The organism is Pseudobacteriovorax antillogorgiicola, assembly GCF_900177345.1.
Classification (GTDB): domain Bacteria; phylum Bdellovibrionota_B; class Oligoflexia; order Oligoflexales; family Oligoflexaceae; genus Pseudobacteriovorax; species Pseudobacteriovorax antillogorgiicola.
In genome coordinates, this window is record NZ_FWZT01000019.1 from 41,867 (window position 1) to 58,571 (window position 16,705).

General features: G+C 46.2%; 12 protein-coding genes. 7 read left to right on the forward strand and 5 right to left on the reverse strand.

Features of this window, described 5'->3' with window-relative positions; translation table 11 throughout:
• Window positions 1-131: 131 nt before the first annotated feature.
• The 4 genes from B9N89_RS21685 (at window position 132) to B9N89_RS21700 (ending at window position 7,850) form a co-directional block, all read left to right on the forward strand.
• Window positions 132-3,377: an ATP-binding protein gene (locus tag B9N89_RS21685; protein WP_132322571.1), complete on the forward strand. Its 3,246-nt coding sequence runs from the start codon at window positions 132-134 to the stop codon at window positions 3,375-3,377.
• A 543-nt stretch (window positions 3,378-3,920) separates the two neighbouring features.
• Window positions 3,921-4,631, forward strand: coding sequence for a c-type cytochrome (locus B9N89_RS21690; protein ID WP_159455544.1), 711 nt, complete (start codon window positions 3,921-3,923; stop codon window positions 4,629-4,631).
• Between the two features lie 9 nt (window positions 4,632-4,640).
• Window positions 4,641-6,506: a DUF1592 domain-containing protein gene (locus B9N89_RS21695; RefSeq protein WP_132322575.1), complete on the forward strand. Its 1,866-nt coding sequence runs from the start codon at window positions 4,641-4,643 to the stop codon at window positions 6,504-6,506.
• Between the two features lie 3 nt (window positions 6,507-6,509).
• Window positions 6,510-7,850 carry a DUF1552 domain-containing protein gene (locus B9N89_RS21700; RefSeq protein WP_132322577.1) on the forward strand — a complete coding sequence of 447 codons (1,341 nt, stop codon included), beginning with the start codon at window positions 6,510-6,512 and terminating at the stop codon, window positions 7,848-7,850.
• An 88-nt stretch (window positions 7,851-7,938) separates the two neighbouring features.
• Here B9N89_RS21700 and B9N89_RS21705 read toward each other — a convergent pair whose 3' ends face one another.
• A complete protein-coding gene (locus B9N89_RS21705; RefSeq protein WP_200820762.1) occupies window positions 7,939-9,375 on the reverse strand; it encodes an alanine/glycine:cation symporter family protein in 1,437 nt (478 codons plus the stop codon).
• Between the two features lie 271 nt (window positions 9,376-9,646).
• Complete coding sequence (locus B9N89_RS21710) at window positions 9,647-10,264, reverse strand: glutathione S-transferase family protein (RefSeq protein WP_132322581.1); 618 nt, start codon at window positions 10,262-10,264, stop codon at window positions 9,647-9,649.
• Window positions 10,265-10,541: 277 nt separating this feature from the next.
• On the opposite strand from B9N89_RS21710, the gene B9N89_RS21715 reads away from it, so the two are divergent.
• The gene (locus tag B9N89_RS21715; protein WP_132322583.1) at window positions 10,542-10,979 is read left to right on the forward strand and encodes a hypothetical protein; all 438 of its coding nucleotides are present in this window, start codon (window positions 10,542-10,544) and stop codon (window positions 10,977-10,979) included.
• 38 nt (window positions 10,980-11,017) lie between these two features.
• Here the strand turns inward: B9N89_RS21715 and B9N89_RS21720 are convergent, their stop codons facing one another.
• Complete coding sequence (locus B9N89_RS21720; RefSeq protein ID WP_132322585.1) at window positions 11,018-12,586, reverse strand: DUF427 domain-containing protein; 1,569 nt, start codon at window positions 12,584-12,586, stop codon at window positions 11,018-11,020.
• 338 nt (window positions 12,587-12,924) lie between these two features.
• Complete coding sequence (locus tag B9N89_RS21725) at window positions 12,925-14,493, reverse strand: Hint domain-containing protein (protein ID WP_132322587.1); 1,569 nt, start codon at window positions 14,491-14,493, stop codon at window positions 12,925-12,927.
• Between the two features lie 249 nt (window positions 14,494-14,742).
• Here B9N89_RS21725 and B9N89_RS21730 point away from each other — a divergent pair, with 249 nt between their 5' ends.
• Window positions 14,743-15,318, forward strand: a complete 576-nt coding sequence (locus B9N89_RS21730) for a type II secretion system protein (RefSeq protein ID WP_234996145.1) — start codon at window positions 14,743-14,745, stop codon at window positions 15,316-15,318.
• Window positions 15,299-16,027, forward strand: a complete 729-nt coding sequence (locus B9N89_RS21735) for a prepilin-type N-terminal cleavage/methylation domain-containing protein (protein ID WP_132322591.1) — start codon at window positions 15,299-15,301, stop codon at window positions 16,025-16,027. The genes B9N89_RS21730 and B9N89_RS21735 overlap by 20 nt, the downstream gene beginning before the upstream one ends.
• Before the next feature lie 35 nt (window positions 16,028-16,062).
• On the opposite strand, the gene B9N89_RS21740 is transcribed toward B9N89_RS21735, so the two are convergent.
• Window positions 16,063-16,701, reverse strand: a complete 639-nt coding sequence (locus tag B9N89_RS21740) for a GNAT family N-acetyltransferase (protein WP_132322593.1) — start codon at window positions 16,699-16,701, stop codon at window positions 16,063-16,065.
• Between the last annotated feature and the right edge of the window lie 4 nt (window positions 16,702-16,705).

The window sequence follows — 16,705 nt, forward strand, 5'->3', positions numbered from 1 at the left end:
TATTCCAAAGTGATCCCTGAATCCAGATAACCATTTGATATTTAAAAATTAAAATTCAATAGATCCGAGGTTTCTGAAATTTGAGGATCGGCGACCGATGGAAGAACTGAAGAATCGTTTTTGAGGTTTCCTTGAAGTACTGGCTATTTATACTAGTGTTGATACCTTGGCTCCTGTCCTGTGGGAGAGGGCGCCTGGACTTGGAGCTCAAGGGTGGCCAAGTTGATTTGTCTGGACAGACATTCGAACGATCTGTTCGATTTCAAGGGCAGACCAGGGCGCTGATCGGTGAATTGGCGAACCCCAGCGATATTCTTAAGAATCCGGAAATGGGCTCACTTCAGAGCCTGAACACCAAGCTGCCAGGGGCTAGGCCTATGGGTAGCTTTATGATTCGCCTGAAGAACCTGGACCCGAAAGGCCGAGGTCTAGGGCTTCATCTTCGGGCAGATTCGGCCTACCGCTTGTACTTGCTAGATCTTAAGGAAGGTCGAGTTAATGGAATTGGCTCTTGGGGAACTGTAGCTGCTCAAAAAGGCCGGGAAAGACCTCAGCTTGGCACGGGGCTGTTTCGCTTACCAATTCCCTCCCAGGGGGCCGGAGATTATATTTTGCTGATCCATGTCTCAAACTTCCACTTTAGTGCTGGCGGTATTTGGGAAAACCCAGAGATCGGCGTCTATCATCAGATGCAGAAACAGCACATGGCTGAATCACATAGCCAAGTCGCAGTGATCGCAATGTGCTTCATCATGGGGCTTTATAATTTATTTATTCATTTTAGACGGCGGGATGATCTGTCGACTCTATTTCTAGCTGCTTTCTGTCTACTACAATCGTTTCGCCTCTTTGCCATGAGCTTCTTACTTGGAGATCTTTTACCAAACATGACGAGCAGCCAGTATGAGTTCTTCCGTCGCATGGAGTTTCTACCCTTCAATCTCTCCGTCGCTGCCTTCGTCTCCTTCGCTCAAAATAATTATCGCCGCTACATTAAGCTTTCAGTCTCTATCGGGGTGTGGGTCTTTGCTGCTGTCTACAGCTTAGTCGTCCTAGGGAGTTCTGCGAAGTTTTATCGTCCGATCCTAGAGTATACCAACCCAGTTCTAGTCCTTGTAGCTCTTTACGCAGTGTTTGGGATTATAAGAGCAGCGAAAGATGGATTTGTTGGTGCTATAACTTTAGCTATGGGAATCCTCGTCGTAATCGCCGCATCATTCGTGGATTTAGCAGTGACTATGGGTTTGTTAAGCGTGCCGTTTATCATGGGCTATGGTATTGTGGGCCTGATTCTAGCCCAAGGCTTTGTAGTGGCTAAGCTCTTCGCTAGTGCTTATGAAAGAACCATCCACCTCAATCAACAGCTCAAGGAACAAGAAGAGGCTCGGACTCTGTTCTTTCATAATGTGTCTCATGAACTTCGGACACCACTCAACGGCATTATTGGGTTTTCGAAACTTGTGGTTGAAGGAGGTTACGGTACTGTTTCCGATAAAGTTAAAGAGCAGGTTGGTAAGATCGAGCGTCTGGCTCAATCCCTGATGCTACAAGTGAATACGATACTCGATATTGCTAAATCAAGGCGAGGTCAGATGGAGCTACGATCTTCCATTATATCCCTCAATGAGCTAGTGAATGATACTAAAAGCTTGGGCGAGGGGCTGACTCATAAATACGATACAGCATCCTTTGAGATCGAAACCAGTTGGAACTGGAATGAAAGCACATCCTTTGTTACTGATAAGGAAAAAGCCTTTGCTATCATAAGAAATCTGATTGGCAATGCTTTTAAGTTTGCAAAGTCGGGGCAGCCAAATCAGGTGAGAGTCTCATTCGCGTTGGATGCAGCCCATGCCTTCCATATCGAAGTGTCGGATACTGGTCTTGGAATTCCTGAAGAAAGTGTCCCCCATATATTTGAAGAGTTTAAGCAGGTCGATCAGGGTGCCCGACGATCCTTTGAGGGCACGGGCCTGGGGCTCGCCATGGTAAAAGAGATTCTTAAGCTCATGGGTGGCGATATTCGTGTGACATCAAAACCTGGAGAAGGCTCAACGTTCAAAGTGATTATTCCGGAAAATAATAAGGTTGTTTTACAAACAACTAGCCAAGAAATCGATGAGGTTAAGACAGTTGTCTCGGGGCTGGAAGAACCTTCTGAAGATACCCATCACTTAGAAATGATTGCTAGGCTGGAAAAGCATAATGATGGCCAGGTGTTTATTATCGATGACAATGATGTGAACTGTGAAGTGCAGGCTGATATTCTCCGCAACTGTGGTTTTCATGTTAGGTATGCCACCAATGGGTATGAAGGCATCCGCATGATGGAGATTGATCCTCCAGATGTTTTGCTTCTTGATTTGATGATGCCTAATTTTTCTGGCGAAGATGTATTGCGCAATGTGAAACTACATCAGAGACTGCGAGAGGTGCCCGTAATTCTATTGACGGCGCGGGCATCAAAGGGTGATATGCTTCATGGCCTGGATATTGGAGCCGATGACTATCTGCCAAAACCGGTAGACAGTCAGGAACTCATATTAAGAGTCCATAACCTATTAGAACGGCAAAAAACGAGCAAACACTCAGGAGAGCGGGAAGCTTTGGAGGCGGCCCAAGCGATGTTTGCGCCTGTAAATCCTGCAGTGCCGCAACCTCCAGGTTTTGAGCTTAGCCACTACTTTAAAGCGGCTAGCGACATGAGTAGGGACTGGTCGCGGGTTGCCTATCATGCCGATAGCAACGAACTCTTTCTCTTCATGGGAGATGTTGGGGCTTCGGGAATCAATGCTTCATTTATCACAGTTGGTGCTGCTGCAGCCTGTCGGGCAGCACTTGATATTGTTAAGCAAGCGGGAGCCAGTATCGGCTTATCACAGAAACTAATTCTTCTAGCTAAAGCTATCAACGAGGCGCTGATAGATGGGAATCAGGATGTAAGGCGATACATGTCTGTTGCTATTGTGGGTCTGGATATCAAGACGGGTCAGGGTTGGTATCTGAATGCTGGCCATCATGGGGTCTTTTTACATAGTGGTGAAGGAGATACCCTACTCAGCAAGCCAGGTGACCCACTTGGGGTTACGAGTAAGCCTCAGTTTGGTATTTTGGATTTCCAAATGACTCATCGGGATTACCTCATGATATATACTGATGGGCTTATGGAAAATCGAGGGCCGGAAGGCCGTAAACTAACGATCGGTGATATCAAAGATAGCCTTGCTGAAGGTGGTTCCGCGGAAACCATGAAGGAACACCTCCTTGAACGAGCAAATTCACTGTGGCGGAATCGCAAAGGCAATGACGATTATGCCTTTTTCATCCTTCAATGCGTTCAGCAGCTGCAATCACGCAGACTTGATAAAACGGATTAAGAGCTACCTAGAAACAATTGGCCGCTGCAAGCCCATGATTCCGAAAAGGGATTTTGTGAAAATTGATGCGTCACAGTGCTTCAATTAGTCAGGAAGATCCATTCCCCCAGGGAAAGCGAATGCTTCTAGAAAACAATGCTATTTACCTAAAGATAAAGGTAAAAATGACGATCCTATAGGTCTGCACGAATGAATTAAACAAATCTATTTGCCGAAACTGGTTGGGTTCTCGATTGTGAACTCTTACTCTTGGTAAGGATTTGATCCCGAAAGTCTAAGTTATATCAGTAGCCTAGAGGAGTTGCTGTGTGCTGCTCCTCGATTTTAGCGTCGTGTCGCTGCTGATCCAAAAGTTTATCTTATAATTACAAATATATAGAGCTTTCCTAAGCGCTCCATTTAGAGTCAATGCTGTCTTGGCCTATGGACCAGCCGGGCCAAAGAATCAAAATCCTGAACAATCGTCATGACTTCGAAACCACTCCGCGAAGGCCTTCCCCTTGCAGTAGCTTTGCTGCGAAATGTCTATTGTTTGGAGCCTTCATGAAGCACATCGTCATTACACTTATTATTGCCGCGAGTACTATCTCCTGCAGCCGCTATCCTGAGTCACTGATTCCTATTAAAAGCGCCTCATATAAGCAACCGGACCAAGATCACGATGGGTCGATGGCTGATGTTCGTATCGCACGCTTCTCGCTCACCGACTATACTGAAGTGGATGTTGAGGTACTTGAGCAGGATGATCGAACCATCGCTTTTCAGGAAAGTTTTGCTGAAGCTACGAGTGATATCGCTTTCAGTCTTCTTCCGAGTCGCTACTATTTCTATTTGAGCTACCAGGGTAGCGATGGGGTTGTAGCAGGAACCAGCCTTTGTTCTGAACAAGTTCAAGCTGATCGCATGCAAACTCTTAAATCCGGAATGAATAGGGTTTCGATTCCCGTCTGCCGAACCAACGGTGAGAAACTCAATGCTGATGTCATCATCCAGCCTGTACTACAGGAACCAGGAGAAAAACCAGCATTCAATGCTGCTGCTATTTACAAGGAGCAGTGTGCAAGCTGCCATGGTCGCGAAGCAGAAGGAGTTGAGCCATTCGACCTTCCTTTAAAAGGTGCAGCCTGCAAAAGTTGCTCGTCTCGCGAAAGCTTTGCATCTGTTACTGCCAAGACAATGCCTCCGAGAGAGACAGGTTCTTGTGACCAAAGCTGTGGCGAAAAGATTTTTGACTATATTCAAGCTAATTTCTAGGAGTTCCTGATGAAGTTTATGTTCTTATTCATATGGCTTGTCAGCTTGATGAGTGCTTGCTCTAAGATCCCACTCATGGGCGATCGAGAGAATACCGAACTCGCTAGTATAACTGTCTCAGAATTGAAAGAAGTCGACTACGATCACTTCAGTTTGAGAGTCTTTTCTGGCGATGACATTGTTGTAGAAAAAGACAAAGTAGCACGTAGTGATGGCGAAATCTCCCTATCCCTACACCCGTCTGAATACCGTTTTGAACTGGATATTCTCCAAGGAGATAGTATCTTTGCTAGCACGAAATACTGTGCTGAAGCAGATTACTACACCCTAGAGTCGGGACCCAACCGAATTGCTGTCAACGTTTGTAAAAAGGATGGTACCCCGGTTTTCTCACCGGTCTGCGATGACTCTGGAGTGGGGCGTCGGGTCTTGAAGCTTCTTTCAAATAAAGAAGTAGAGCGCACAATCGCTGACTTAACGCAACAAGCAAGTGCGGTATCAAATCTGTTTCCAGCTGCTAAAAAAGTGGAAGGCTTCAAGAACATATCAGATATCAACGTTGTGACGTTCGAGCATGTCAAAGGCTTTTGGGACTTGGCTAGCAGCACATCCACCACAATCGTTGATCGTATTATTAGCAACTATGATTGCTCAGGTGGAATGGATCAAGCTTGCTTGGAAAATATGTTCTATCTACTTGGCGAACAGATATGGCGTAAGCGTTTAGTTAATGAAGAGTTGTCCTCTCTGAAGGAACTATACCAAAATATCCGCCCAGCTACTGATCATAAACAAGCTGTGACTCAGGTACTACGGGGCATGTTTATGTCTCCACAGTTTATCTATCGCTCAGAGATTGGTGTGAAGCGCAATGGAGTGAGTCACCTGGATCAATTTGAAATCGCAAATGCATTATCCTACCTTTTTACTGGTAGTGCCCCTGATAAAGCCTTGATGGATTTGGCGAAGGCTGGGAGCCTAGCTAGCGAAGATGTTTTAGCAGAGCAAGCCCTTCGCTTGTTGAAGACGAACGCCGCAAAAGATATTCAAAAAGAGTTTCTAGGAGCTTGGCTAGAGCATGACAAGGTGCTTTCCATTACAAAAGATTCCGATATGTTCCCTAATTTTGAGACTCTTAGAGAGCCTCTCTATCAGGAAACCAACACATTCTATAATAGCCTCTTCTTTGCCGATGGAACATTTGAAGACTTATTCTTGGCGGACTATACCTATGGAAATCAAACATTGGCTCAGCTCTACAATGGAACAGCTAACGGCAATCAGATCAAAGTGCCGAGTGACGAGCGACTAGGGATCTTGGGTCATGGTAGTGTGATAGCTTCTCACTCTTCAGCCTATGAAACAGGGCCCATTCACCGTGGTGTATTTCTCTTGGAAAAAATCCTCTGTGATCACATGCCACCGCCACCGCCTAGCTTAGACGTGGTTCCGCCAGAGCGTGATCCTAATGCAACCACTCGGGAGCGCTTTGCCGCTCATAGTGAAAATCAGGCTTGTGCAGCCTGTCACGTGAAACTGGATGGTGCTGGCTTCGGCTTTGAATCACTCGATCCGATTGGGCGCTTTCGCTCAACAGAAAATAGTTTGCCGGTAGATGATTCTGGCAAGTTATTTATCGATGGCAAGCAGATCGATTACTCCGGAGTGAGTCGGGTATCTGAGCTAGTGGCCGACAGTACCCAAGGCAAGCTATGTTATGTGACCCAAGTCTATCGCTATGCCAATGGTTTGATCGATGAAGATCGCGATAAATGTGCCATAGAAAATCTACAAGAGAAATTTATTGACCGCAGCAACCTGAAGCAGATCTGGATGGACTTGGTCGCAAGCCCAGCCTTCACGAAAAGGAAGTAGACGATGAAAATGACCCGTAGAACAATTCTAAGAAATATCTATGCCTCCGCGGTGAGCCTGCCTTTGTACCGAGTCATTGCAGAAACCGAAGCATTTGGTCAGGTGGCGAGTGGTCCAAAGGCCCTGTTCCTCTATTATCCTAATGGCAATATTGCGAATGCCTTCTTTCCCACGTCACCAGGAAACTTTCCTATGGTTTCAGCACCGCTCTCGACTGTAGGTTCGAAAGTATCGTTTGTTCGAGGCTTAGAGTACCTCACAGCAGGTAGCCACGAAGGTGGAGCCCAGTTTTGCTTTACCGGCAAAGCAGGGCAATCGAGCCATTCCATTGATACCTATTTGGGTGAAAAACTAGGTGCGAATACCCTGATACGGACTCTACGTTTGGGTGTTGGCGCCAACTTCCAGACAGGTGCTGACAAGCAGGTTAGCTATCTAAGTGGTGGCGCTGGAGCCAATATTCAGGATAACCCAAAGGCAGCGTTCACGGATATCTTTGGTAGTAGCTTGAACCGGGTTCAACGCAATGCGGTGATGAATCATGATAAAAGTGTTTTAGACTTTTCCTTGAATCAGCTTAAAGCTCTGCAAACTCGCTTGGGTCAGATAGAAAAGGAAAAGCTTGATAGTCACATGGATTCTCTTCGTGAACTAGAGCGTCGCATCGATCTTGCCAATGGCATGGGAGGCGGCAACGGTGGTGGAGGTGATAATGGTGGCGGCAACGGCGGTGGCATGGCTCAGTGTAATGCCAGTTTCGATGCCAATGGAATCAACTTCCCTGATCAAGAAACAGGTTATCCCAAGACTTTCGAGAAAAACGAGCACTACGGCCTCATTTCGGAAATTATGATCAATATTATGGTGCAGGCTATGTCTTGCGGCGTGACCAACGTGGGTCTGATGCAGTGGTCTCACGCTGTAAGCCCCACTGTGTTCAACTTCACCAAGGGCCCTGCCATAGGTAGCGGACACCACGACTTGTCTCACTATGGTGGTGATGAAAATGGCGGAACTGCGAATCAGTTCAAGACCTGTCAGCGCTGGCATATGGCGCAGATGGCGTCACTTCTTGAAAAGTTGGATGGTGTGTCTGCTGGTGGCAAGAGCCTATTAGATTCCATGGCATGTCTTGCTACTACAGAATTAGGGGACTCGAATCTTCACAACTTTCAAGATATCCCTTGCTTCGTCGCAGGGGGGCGTATCAAAGGTGGACAAATCCTACAGGGTGATACCTCATATAATAAGCTTTTGGTGACCATCCTGAATAGTGTGGGGATTAACGATAGCAGTTTTGGAGATCCTGCTCTGGGAACTGGAGCGATTTCTGGGTTGATTTGAAGGCTTTTGCCGAGGAGGCGCATTGAGCGCAGAATGATATACTATAAGTGAATTGCTGAAGCTCCGCGGCTTAGCCACGGAGCGAATCTTATTCTTTCCAAGGAGAGTCATCACCCAGATTCCAGCCTTTACCATCAAATACTGGATCTTTATTAGCCTTCTGCTGCGCCTCGTAATCCTTGAGGGCCTCGATCGCGGGTTTCATAAATATGAGAATAACAATCAGATTAAACCAAGCCATCAAGCCTACACCAATATCACCAAGATCCCAAGCCATACCGGCTGTTTGCACTGTACCATAACCGACGGAGAAAAGAAGGGCGACCCTAAGAAGTAGTGTCGTGAGCTTATGGTTCTTCATATGTTGTGTGAGATAGGCCACATTAGTCTCGGCGATGTAGTAATAAGCCATGAGAGTTGTAAAGGCGAAAAGAAGGAGTGAGATGGCTACAAAAGGTGCTCCAGCACCAGAAATCACTGTTTCAACCGCTTGCTGTGTGTAGGCTGGCCCTGGAACGATGTCCCCCATACCATCAAAAATCTTAGCACCAGTTGTAGCACCACCCTCGTAAGTATTGTAAGCACCTGTGAGAAGGATCATGAAAGCTGTAGCTGTGCAGATGAAGAGCGTGTCAATATAAACTGAAAAACACTGCACCAAGCCTTGCTTGGCTGGGTGACTCACCTCTGCCGCCGCAGCTGCATGGGGCCCAGTTCCTTGCCCAGCTTCGTTTGAATAGATGCCTCGTTTTACCCCGAAACTAACCGCTGACCCAAGGATACCGCCAAAGGTGGAGTCCATCCCAAAAGCACTGCTAATGATTAAAGATAGCACTCGGGGTAGTTCGCTGATGTTTACCATGATGACGCCAATAGCAAGCAATACGTAGGCGACCGCCATAAAGGGAACAATTTTCTCGGCAACGTGACTGATGCGCTTAACACCACCAAAGATAATAAGTCCCAGACCGATTAGCAGGGCAACGGCTGTGACTGACGGCTGGATGCCAAAAGCATTCTCCATTCCAATAGCGATACTGTTGGCTTGGATACCGGGTAAGAAGAAACCTGCTGAAATCAATGTGACAATCGCAAACGCGATTCCTAACGGGCGCCAGCCCAGGCCACGATCAATAAAATAGGCAGGACCACCGCGAAGTTCCCCGTCTATTTCCACCTTATACAGCTGGGCGAGGGTGGATTCGATGTAGGCCGAAGATGAGCCAAAAAATGCGATGACCCACATCCAGAAAATTGCTCCGGGTCCTCCGAAAGCAATGGCTGTGGCCACACCTGCGATATTGCCAGTACCCACACGGCCAGAAATAGACATGGCGAGGGCTTGGAAGGATGAGACACCTCGGTCTGATTCTTTCACCTCGGTGAGTAACTTAAACATGTCTCGGACATGACGTAGCTGAACAAATCGGGTTCGTAAGCTAAAATAAAGCCCGGCTCCGAGGCATAAGGCAATGAGGGCATTGCTCCAGATAATATCTTTAAGAAGGCCTATAAATTCGGTCACTGATGATTCTCCTTTCCTTATCTGAATTAGCATGGGTGGATCGTGTCTTGTGGACGGTAGGGCATGCCATAGAATTCAGTTCAGGCTCGTATCGTTGGTTAAACAGGACAGTTCAGACCTAGCTAGATAGAATCTTTGCGGGATTTTTGCAATGTGATATTGCCCAGATCGGAAGCCTGGGCTGATGTGTGACACCATGGTATGGCAATAATTTAGGCTTGGTAGGGAAAAGCTGCGTGCGTCCTTGAGGCGAAACTTTGTAAAAACGACTCTATGAATTCTGTGCTTCGATGGCTATGGCCTTTTGATAGCTTTCATGTTCGGAGAGGGTATGGCTATAGCGTTCGATATTTGGGTACTTCCCCAAAATTTCGCGCCGCTTGAGTACATCAACAACAAATGACACCATCATATCTGCGCCGGTTAGCCGATCGTCAACCAAGTATCGCTTGCCTTCCAGAGATTGATCCAGATGGGATAAGACCTTGTTGACTTCATCCTGAGCATACAGATGAATAAAATTTGTCTCAGCGCCATCCTTATGAATAAACAGTTGTAGCAGCAGGGGAATCATCGCCGAACTTTCTGCAAAGCTGATCCAGTAAAGATAGTCGAACCAGGATGCACTACCTGATGGCGGCGCTAAGCGGTCCGGGGCAAAGCGATCGATTAAGAACTGGGTTATCGCCCCTGATTCGGCCATCACCTTGCCTTCGAATTCGATCACCGGCGATTTGCCGAGAGGATGAACTTCCTTTAGCTCAGGGGGAGCTAGAGAGTCTTTAGCTTGTCTTTGGTAGCGAATGATCTCGTAGTCTACAGACAGCTCTTCCAAGAGCCATAGAATTCGCTGAGATCTTGATTGGTTGAGGTGGTGGAGCTTTATCATGGGTAATACCTCTAGTTTAAGAGACGAACATGCAAACAGCCATACGATAGGGACTTTGCCATTTAATTTAAATAGATATTCCGGGGAGAGAGTTTTTCTGTGGCACGCCAGCCTCTTTTGTACAGAATATCATGGGGTTCTGGAATCTGCTGTGTGAAATAATCGCAGTATGTGCCTGACAAGCTTAGTGTTAATCGGAAACATCAAGAATACCAAATAGCCTGTCGATACACCTGTTAGGCAACCCTATCATCCAATCTTTACTTAGGGGAAAGAAATGAATTTCTTCCGACTTATATGCCTTATATTCGCTACTCCACTCCTTCTATCGGCTTGTAGTGATAGTGGCTTTTTGGGCAACAAGGAAACCTCTAATAGCCGATTGGCTGCTGACGCCACTCCGGCTGTAGGCGCTGGGGAGCCCGACCTTTGCCAGGCTCCCAACGAAGACGGTGATGGGGAGCCTGATAATGATAGAGAGGATTCTAAGGTTGACGAAGACGGCAAGCGTGACTATGAAGAAGAAAAAGATGATGATGAAGCTGATGAAGAAGACGAAGCTGACTACGAGTCTGATGATGAAGTTGACCAAGAAGGAGGCGGAAAGAAGTCTGAAAGGAATTCCAAGAGAAAAGGAAAATCAGACGAAGAGTACTCCGAGATGGATGATGATGAGTCGGACACAGAAGATGAAAAGCCTAGTAACAAGTGTTGATATGATAAAAGGCGTTGCGTACAACCTGTGCAACGCCTTTATGCAGCCTGGCCTGAAGCATCTACTTCAAGCGTGAAAACCTCTCGTTGCCGAGCAACGCCTTTCAATTCCACCATACCTAAAGACTTCAGCTGACCCGGTGCTAGCGCTGCAGCCTCTGCTGAGATCAACACCTTCTGATCGTGCACTTTGCATTGATCTTCGATGCGAGCCGCGACATTTACTGGTTCACCGATCACCGTAAATTCTAAGCGATCCGGGGTCCCGCAATTGCCGTATAGGATTTCGCCTACATGAATTCCTATTCCAAATGCAATGGGATCGATATGTTTTTGGTTTCTTGACTCCGTTTGAACGGTGGCCTTTGTACTCGATGCCAAGGCCGCCTGCATTGCCATTTCTGCGGTTCGGAACTTTCTATTGAAGCCATAGGGAAATATCGAAACAATTGCATCTCCGATGAAGCGCAAGACCTCGCCGCCGTGTTCGATGATAGGATCAGCCACCAGTTCCATGTATTGATTCAAATAACGCAGGTAATCCTGGGGCTTCTTCTCACTTGAAGCTTGGGTTGAATTTCTTAAATCTGAGTATAAGATCACTGCTTCGATGCACTCATAAGCATCGCGATGGATAGAACCACTTAAAACTCGCTTGCAGCTTTCATGACCAAGGTACGTGCTCAGCAGAATATGGGTACGAGTGTGAAGGTTGTCTACTTCTAAGACTCTTGCGACCAGCGTCATGGCTTCATACAAGGCGCCGAGCTGTTCCGATCGAAATCCTCTGGCCTGCTTGGTGGCAGTGCTGATGAAGTTAGTTTGACCATCGGAGAAATTCATTGGTAGCGCTACATAGTCAGTGCCATTCAATTCAGCAAGCTCCTCTAGGATAGGATAAGATTGAGGCTCACCCAGAGGCTGGATCTTTTGACGTATTCCTCCTTTGCCATCAAGAACAACTTTCACAGGGCTATTGAGAAATGCTTTGGATCGCAAAACCTCTCGGGATACAGGAAACATACGGACACTCTCATCTCCGAGCCGCCAGGAATAGCGATAGCCCGTAAGCTGGGGATGTAGTGTTCCAATCACCAAATTGAAAAAAATGACGTCGGGATCGATGTGTTGGCGGTAGCATTGAAAAAAAGAATTGATAAAGCTTTGGCTGGATGGAGGCTTTCCAATATTCTGCAAAAGCCATTCAATAACTGGGTTGGGGTAGGGCGCGCGCTTTAAGCTGTAGTGACTTAGGAAGTTCTTCGGTTTAATGACTTCTACGCCTTCGATATTCTCATCAAACGACACGAAGCCGCCAATATCGCGAACCTCGTCAAGTGGTGTTTGGTAGCCCCACATGGCATCCAACTGACAGCAATCATCACCAATTAAATGAAAGTAACTGGCATTGCCTTTGAACGGGCAAAAGGTGACCTTCGATGATTGAGCTAATTGCTTTGTGTTAATTGCGCTCATGGGAAAGTAAATGGTCGGCTGGTGCCGCTCCTCTAGCAATACCACGCAATCTGTCGATCGACAGATCTCACGGCCTCGGTATAGCACAAGGCAAAGCTCCTTGCAGGGTTTGATTAGGATCTCATATTGCATGACACATCCGACTTTAGTCTTCTTCGTTATCGACAAGGGTAGGGATGGCTGAATGATTGATAAGTAAGTGGCTGTAAATATTGTTTAATATATTTTATTAAGGGTAAAAACAGAGCATGAAGCGGCTAATATTAGCTTCCTTAGCTCGTTAAAATTGGCGATGGGAAAACACTTTTCTTATTCCATATGTTGGATTGGGAGCTTCAGCTACTAAAACATCATTGAGAATCTTTCGACAGGGGTTATATAGCTCAAATTGAAGAAAGGGATGGTTACCAAAGAACTGAGGGAATTGTCTATAGCCTCAGCCTCGGTGTTCCCTTCTAGTATTTTTGAATCTATCGCCTCAAGTTAGAAGAGGTAAATCCAATACTAGGATTTTCAAACCCCATCCCGCTGACTCTTTGGCCTCTACTTAAGGCCAAAGAAAGAGAGCTTTGCCCCCTATAGGAAGGTACTTGTAAGCCATCTACATTAATCATTCGATCTATTAACGGAATATCAGGATTTAGAAATAGATCAAAAACAGGCTGACCTGATTCCGATTTGAAGACCCCTGTTGATAACACCGTGAGCCACTTACCATCGATTGATGGAAGCCTATCCCCTGGCCTTATGTCAACCGCTTGATTGATCCCTACATCGGTGATGAAGGGGTGTTGTGCGGTGACTTGGACAGACACTCCATTGCTCATTTTCAGTTCCACTAAAGCCTGATTCGGAAGGGATTTAAAAACATAGATGATCTGGCTAGGCTTTTTTAGCTTTGGGTTCCAAACGAGGTCTCCAGCCATCAGGTCTTTCATAGGTTTGAACGTTCGATCAGCCATCTCTACTAGGCTGGAGCCATGCCAAGAGTCGGCTTCAGTATTTTCTTCAGGCCCTTTGTTAACGTGTATCCCCGCAAAGCAAGTTCCCACATTACCATCAGGGCCTTGCACTTTCATTTCAACCCAATTGCTATTTTGGGCGGTATATGTAAGCTGCTGTAACTCAACGTTCTTCGCATAGATGCTATTGGCTTCGGGATAGGGAAGCTCAGTACTTGTTTTTTCCAGCATACCAGTAGGGAAGTCCATCGCTCCTTCGGACTCCATACCAGGCATCTTTCCCGTTCTAGCGTCTACAACAACCCCATCTGCTATAAATTTTAAGGTAACAGTTTGACCAACATCAGTCTCAAATGTCCACGGTTTACCCGCCCCAGCACATCCTCCGTAAACCGGTGGAACTGTTATGACAATGGGGTTCCCTGCCTCATCGACAATAGGAGTTCCAGTCTTTTCATTAACTGCTACTTTTTGCTCTGCATCTTTCTTTTTACAACTAAAAGGTTGTGACGTCTCTCTGCCATCTACTTCAATTTTACAGCCAGGAGCTGGAGGAGGAGGAATGGCAATGCCGGCTGCCGATATAATCGAGGTTTTCTTGTCGGCTAGGCCTTGGCTAACTCTGGTTCTAGCCTTGGTCGCTACACCTGTTATCAAATAGGGGAGATCGCTGTTGCCAGTGATCAGTCTACCAAACTTTATATTGGTTGTGGATTTAGAGCCCTTGGGATCACCGTTATATGACTTTGAGTATACGTTGACTCGATTCTTACCGCCCCTCCAGAGCTTATTTTTCGATTTAGCGCTTGGGTTGACTTCCATGTTGGATCTGACAATCGGAAGGTATGGCTCTGGGTATATGGCAGGATTTTCTCCCGAGGCAAGGGCTTTAGCCAGGGTAAGAGAGTTGAAATTGATGTCTTTGCCTTCCTGACTAGCATTCTGCAAATCTGATGCTTTTAGACTATTCTTGGCCTTAAGTGAGGATACCCCTGCATAGAGTCCTACACCCCCAGCTAAAATGAGTACTAGCCCTAGTACACCTACACCAGACTGGTCTTTGAGGCTTACTACCATATTCTTATACCTAAACCATGTTTGACAAACTCGAATTGTTTCCTCTGTTATCGGTAGGCCCCTACTAGCGTCTATAGGCTTAACTTGAATTCTTCACTGAGAAGAAAAATAGCTATATATATTAGTATGTTGCTGTCATTCGAAAGAGGGGGCTACCTCTCTATTTCACAATTACGTGAGCCTTTTCAAGTCTCACCTGATTACAGACGATAAGGACTTTAGCAGTTAATTGAGGAAGTTTGTGTGAAAATGAAACAGGCTGGATTCTCGATCATTGAGCTTATGATTGCAGTTGGAGTGGTGGCAATGATTACGATTGGTATTGCTCGAATGATAAGCAATCAGAGTCAAGCGGAGCTACGTAGCGATCTAAAGCGTAATTATCGCGACATGTCTCAGCGCATAACGAAGCGTGTAAATCATTACTTCCGAAGACAGATAGCCATCGATATTGTGTCTTCATCACAATTGAGACTTCAGCTACCTGATGGTGATGTGACAATTGAAACGATCTGCTCCCCTACATCTCTTGATTATCACGACTCAAGCAGTATCCTCGACCGCTGTCTAGAATGTGAGGTCGGTAACAGGCATATTGTGCGTATTGGTTATCAAGATGCAGTCCACTACTTCCCCTCGAAAGAATCACGAGTCGACCATCCGGCGGCTACCATGATGTGTTTCGAACCAGGAGCGGACGCAAGCGAAGTTGCGGTGACAATGGAGACTATTTTGGTAGATCCAGTTAAAAAGTCTGGGCATAAACGAGTGTCTTCGGAAACAATATTGGTAGGTGACCTGAATAATGTTAACTTTTTTCGCTGAACAGAAAGGCTGCAATAAGGGTATAACTTTAGTAGAAGTTCTTGTCGCTAGTGTTCTGCTCGGCGTTGTAGCGTTAGTAGGGTATAATGCTCGGGATATGATTCAAAATGCCTTATTTAAGACCACAAGCCGAGATGCTCACTCCCAATATATTTCGGCGATCAAGAACCGAACTGGCAAAAAACTTAGGCAGATTTTTCTAGCGGCCAACTCTGAGCCGGCCAAGATATCGGGACTTTTGAATGATGATATCCAAATTGGAGATGGTATAAGAGTGCGCTGGAGTCGACCAGCCATGAAGGGTGGAGATATAAATATCGATTTCGGGTCCAATGCTTCCAAACTTGCCAGTGAATCAATTCGCCGTTGCCGGCGTTCCCGCTCCAGTCCTGAGTCCTGGCAGGGACAGCGTCTTGAAAATCGATTGAATGCCAAACGATTGCTTTTCTGTGGAGAGCTAGTAATTCCACAAGCAAGTGCTCAGGACTCTCAAAGTTTACGTCAAGCCGACTATGGATTTCTCCTTCTGGATGTAAACTATAAGCGGGCACTTGATGGAGAGAACATTCCTCTAAAAGGTTTCGGCTCTGAAGGCACCCTAGCCGTCGCCACCTGGACGCTTTTCTGGAACTATGAACGAGGGAAAAAGACATTTCATCAGTATAGGAAAGGCACTTTTTATATTGTACCAGTGGACACGGGGCCATAGCTGCGAGGAGGCAGCGATATTCTGGAATATGAGTGTTATTTGATTCCTCTTACTCGGTCGAGCATGTCCGACACCCACCAGGCTACTTTGAGTCTTATGCGTTGTGCTAGGGATGGTGGTGGGTTAGGAAACGGAAATGGTTGGGGTGGATCGAAGAGTGGTAGATATAAGGTCCTAAATCTGGTTTTTAAACCTATTTTTTCATTCATGGCTAAGGATATCTTGTTGAACTCGAAGACCTCACAGGTAATCTCCGAAGCCCCACCATTGCGACTCCATTCAATCATTTTGTCCGCAAGTAGGTTTGCTAAGCCAGTTCCTCTCTGATCTTTATCAACCACTATCACCCCGACGTGTGCCGTTCTTCTTTGTTTGGTGAAATGCACGATTCGGTGATCGATGAAGGTGATCTCACTCATGCCAGCTATCTTGCCTTCAACTTCTATAACAAGGATCGTGGAATTGAGGTTCCTTAGAATCTTTTTAATATACTGCCTAGAACGGGCTGGATTGGGTGGAACACAGTAATAGTCTTTGTCAGATTGATAATGATACAGATCTGATTGGTGATATAAGTTACATAGTTGGTCGTAGTCTTCGATTTGCGCTTCTCTAACGAGAAAATGAGAATCTTCTTTTTTGCTATTGATGTCTTGCTGTAGTGTGGAACTCAACGAT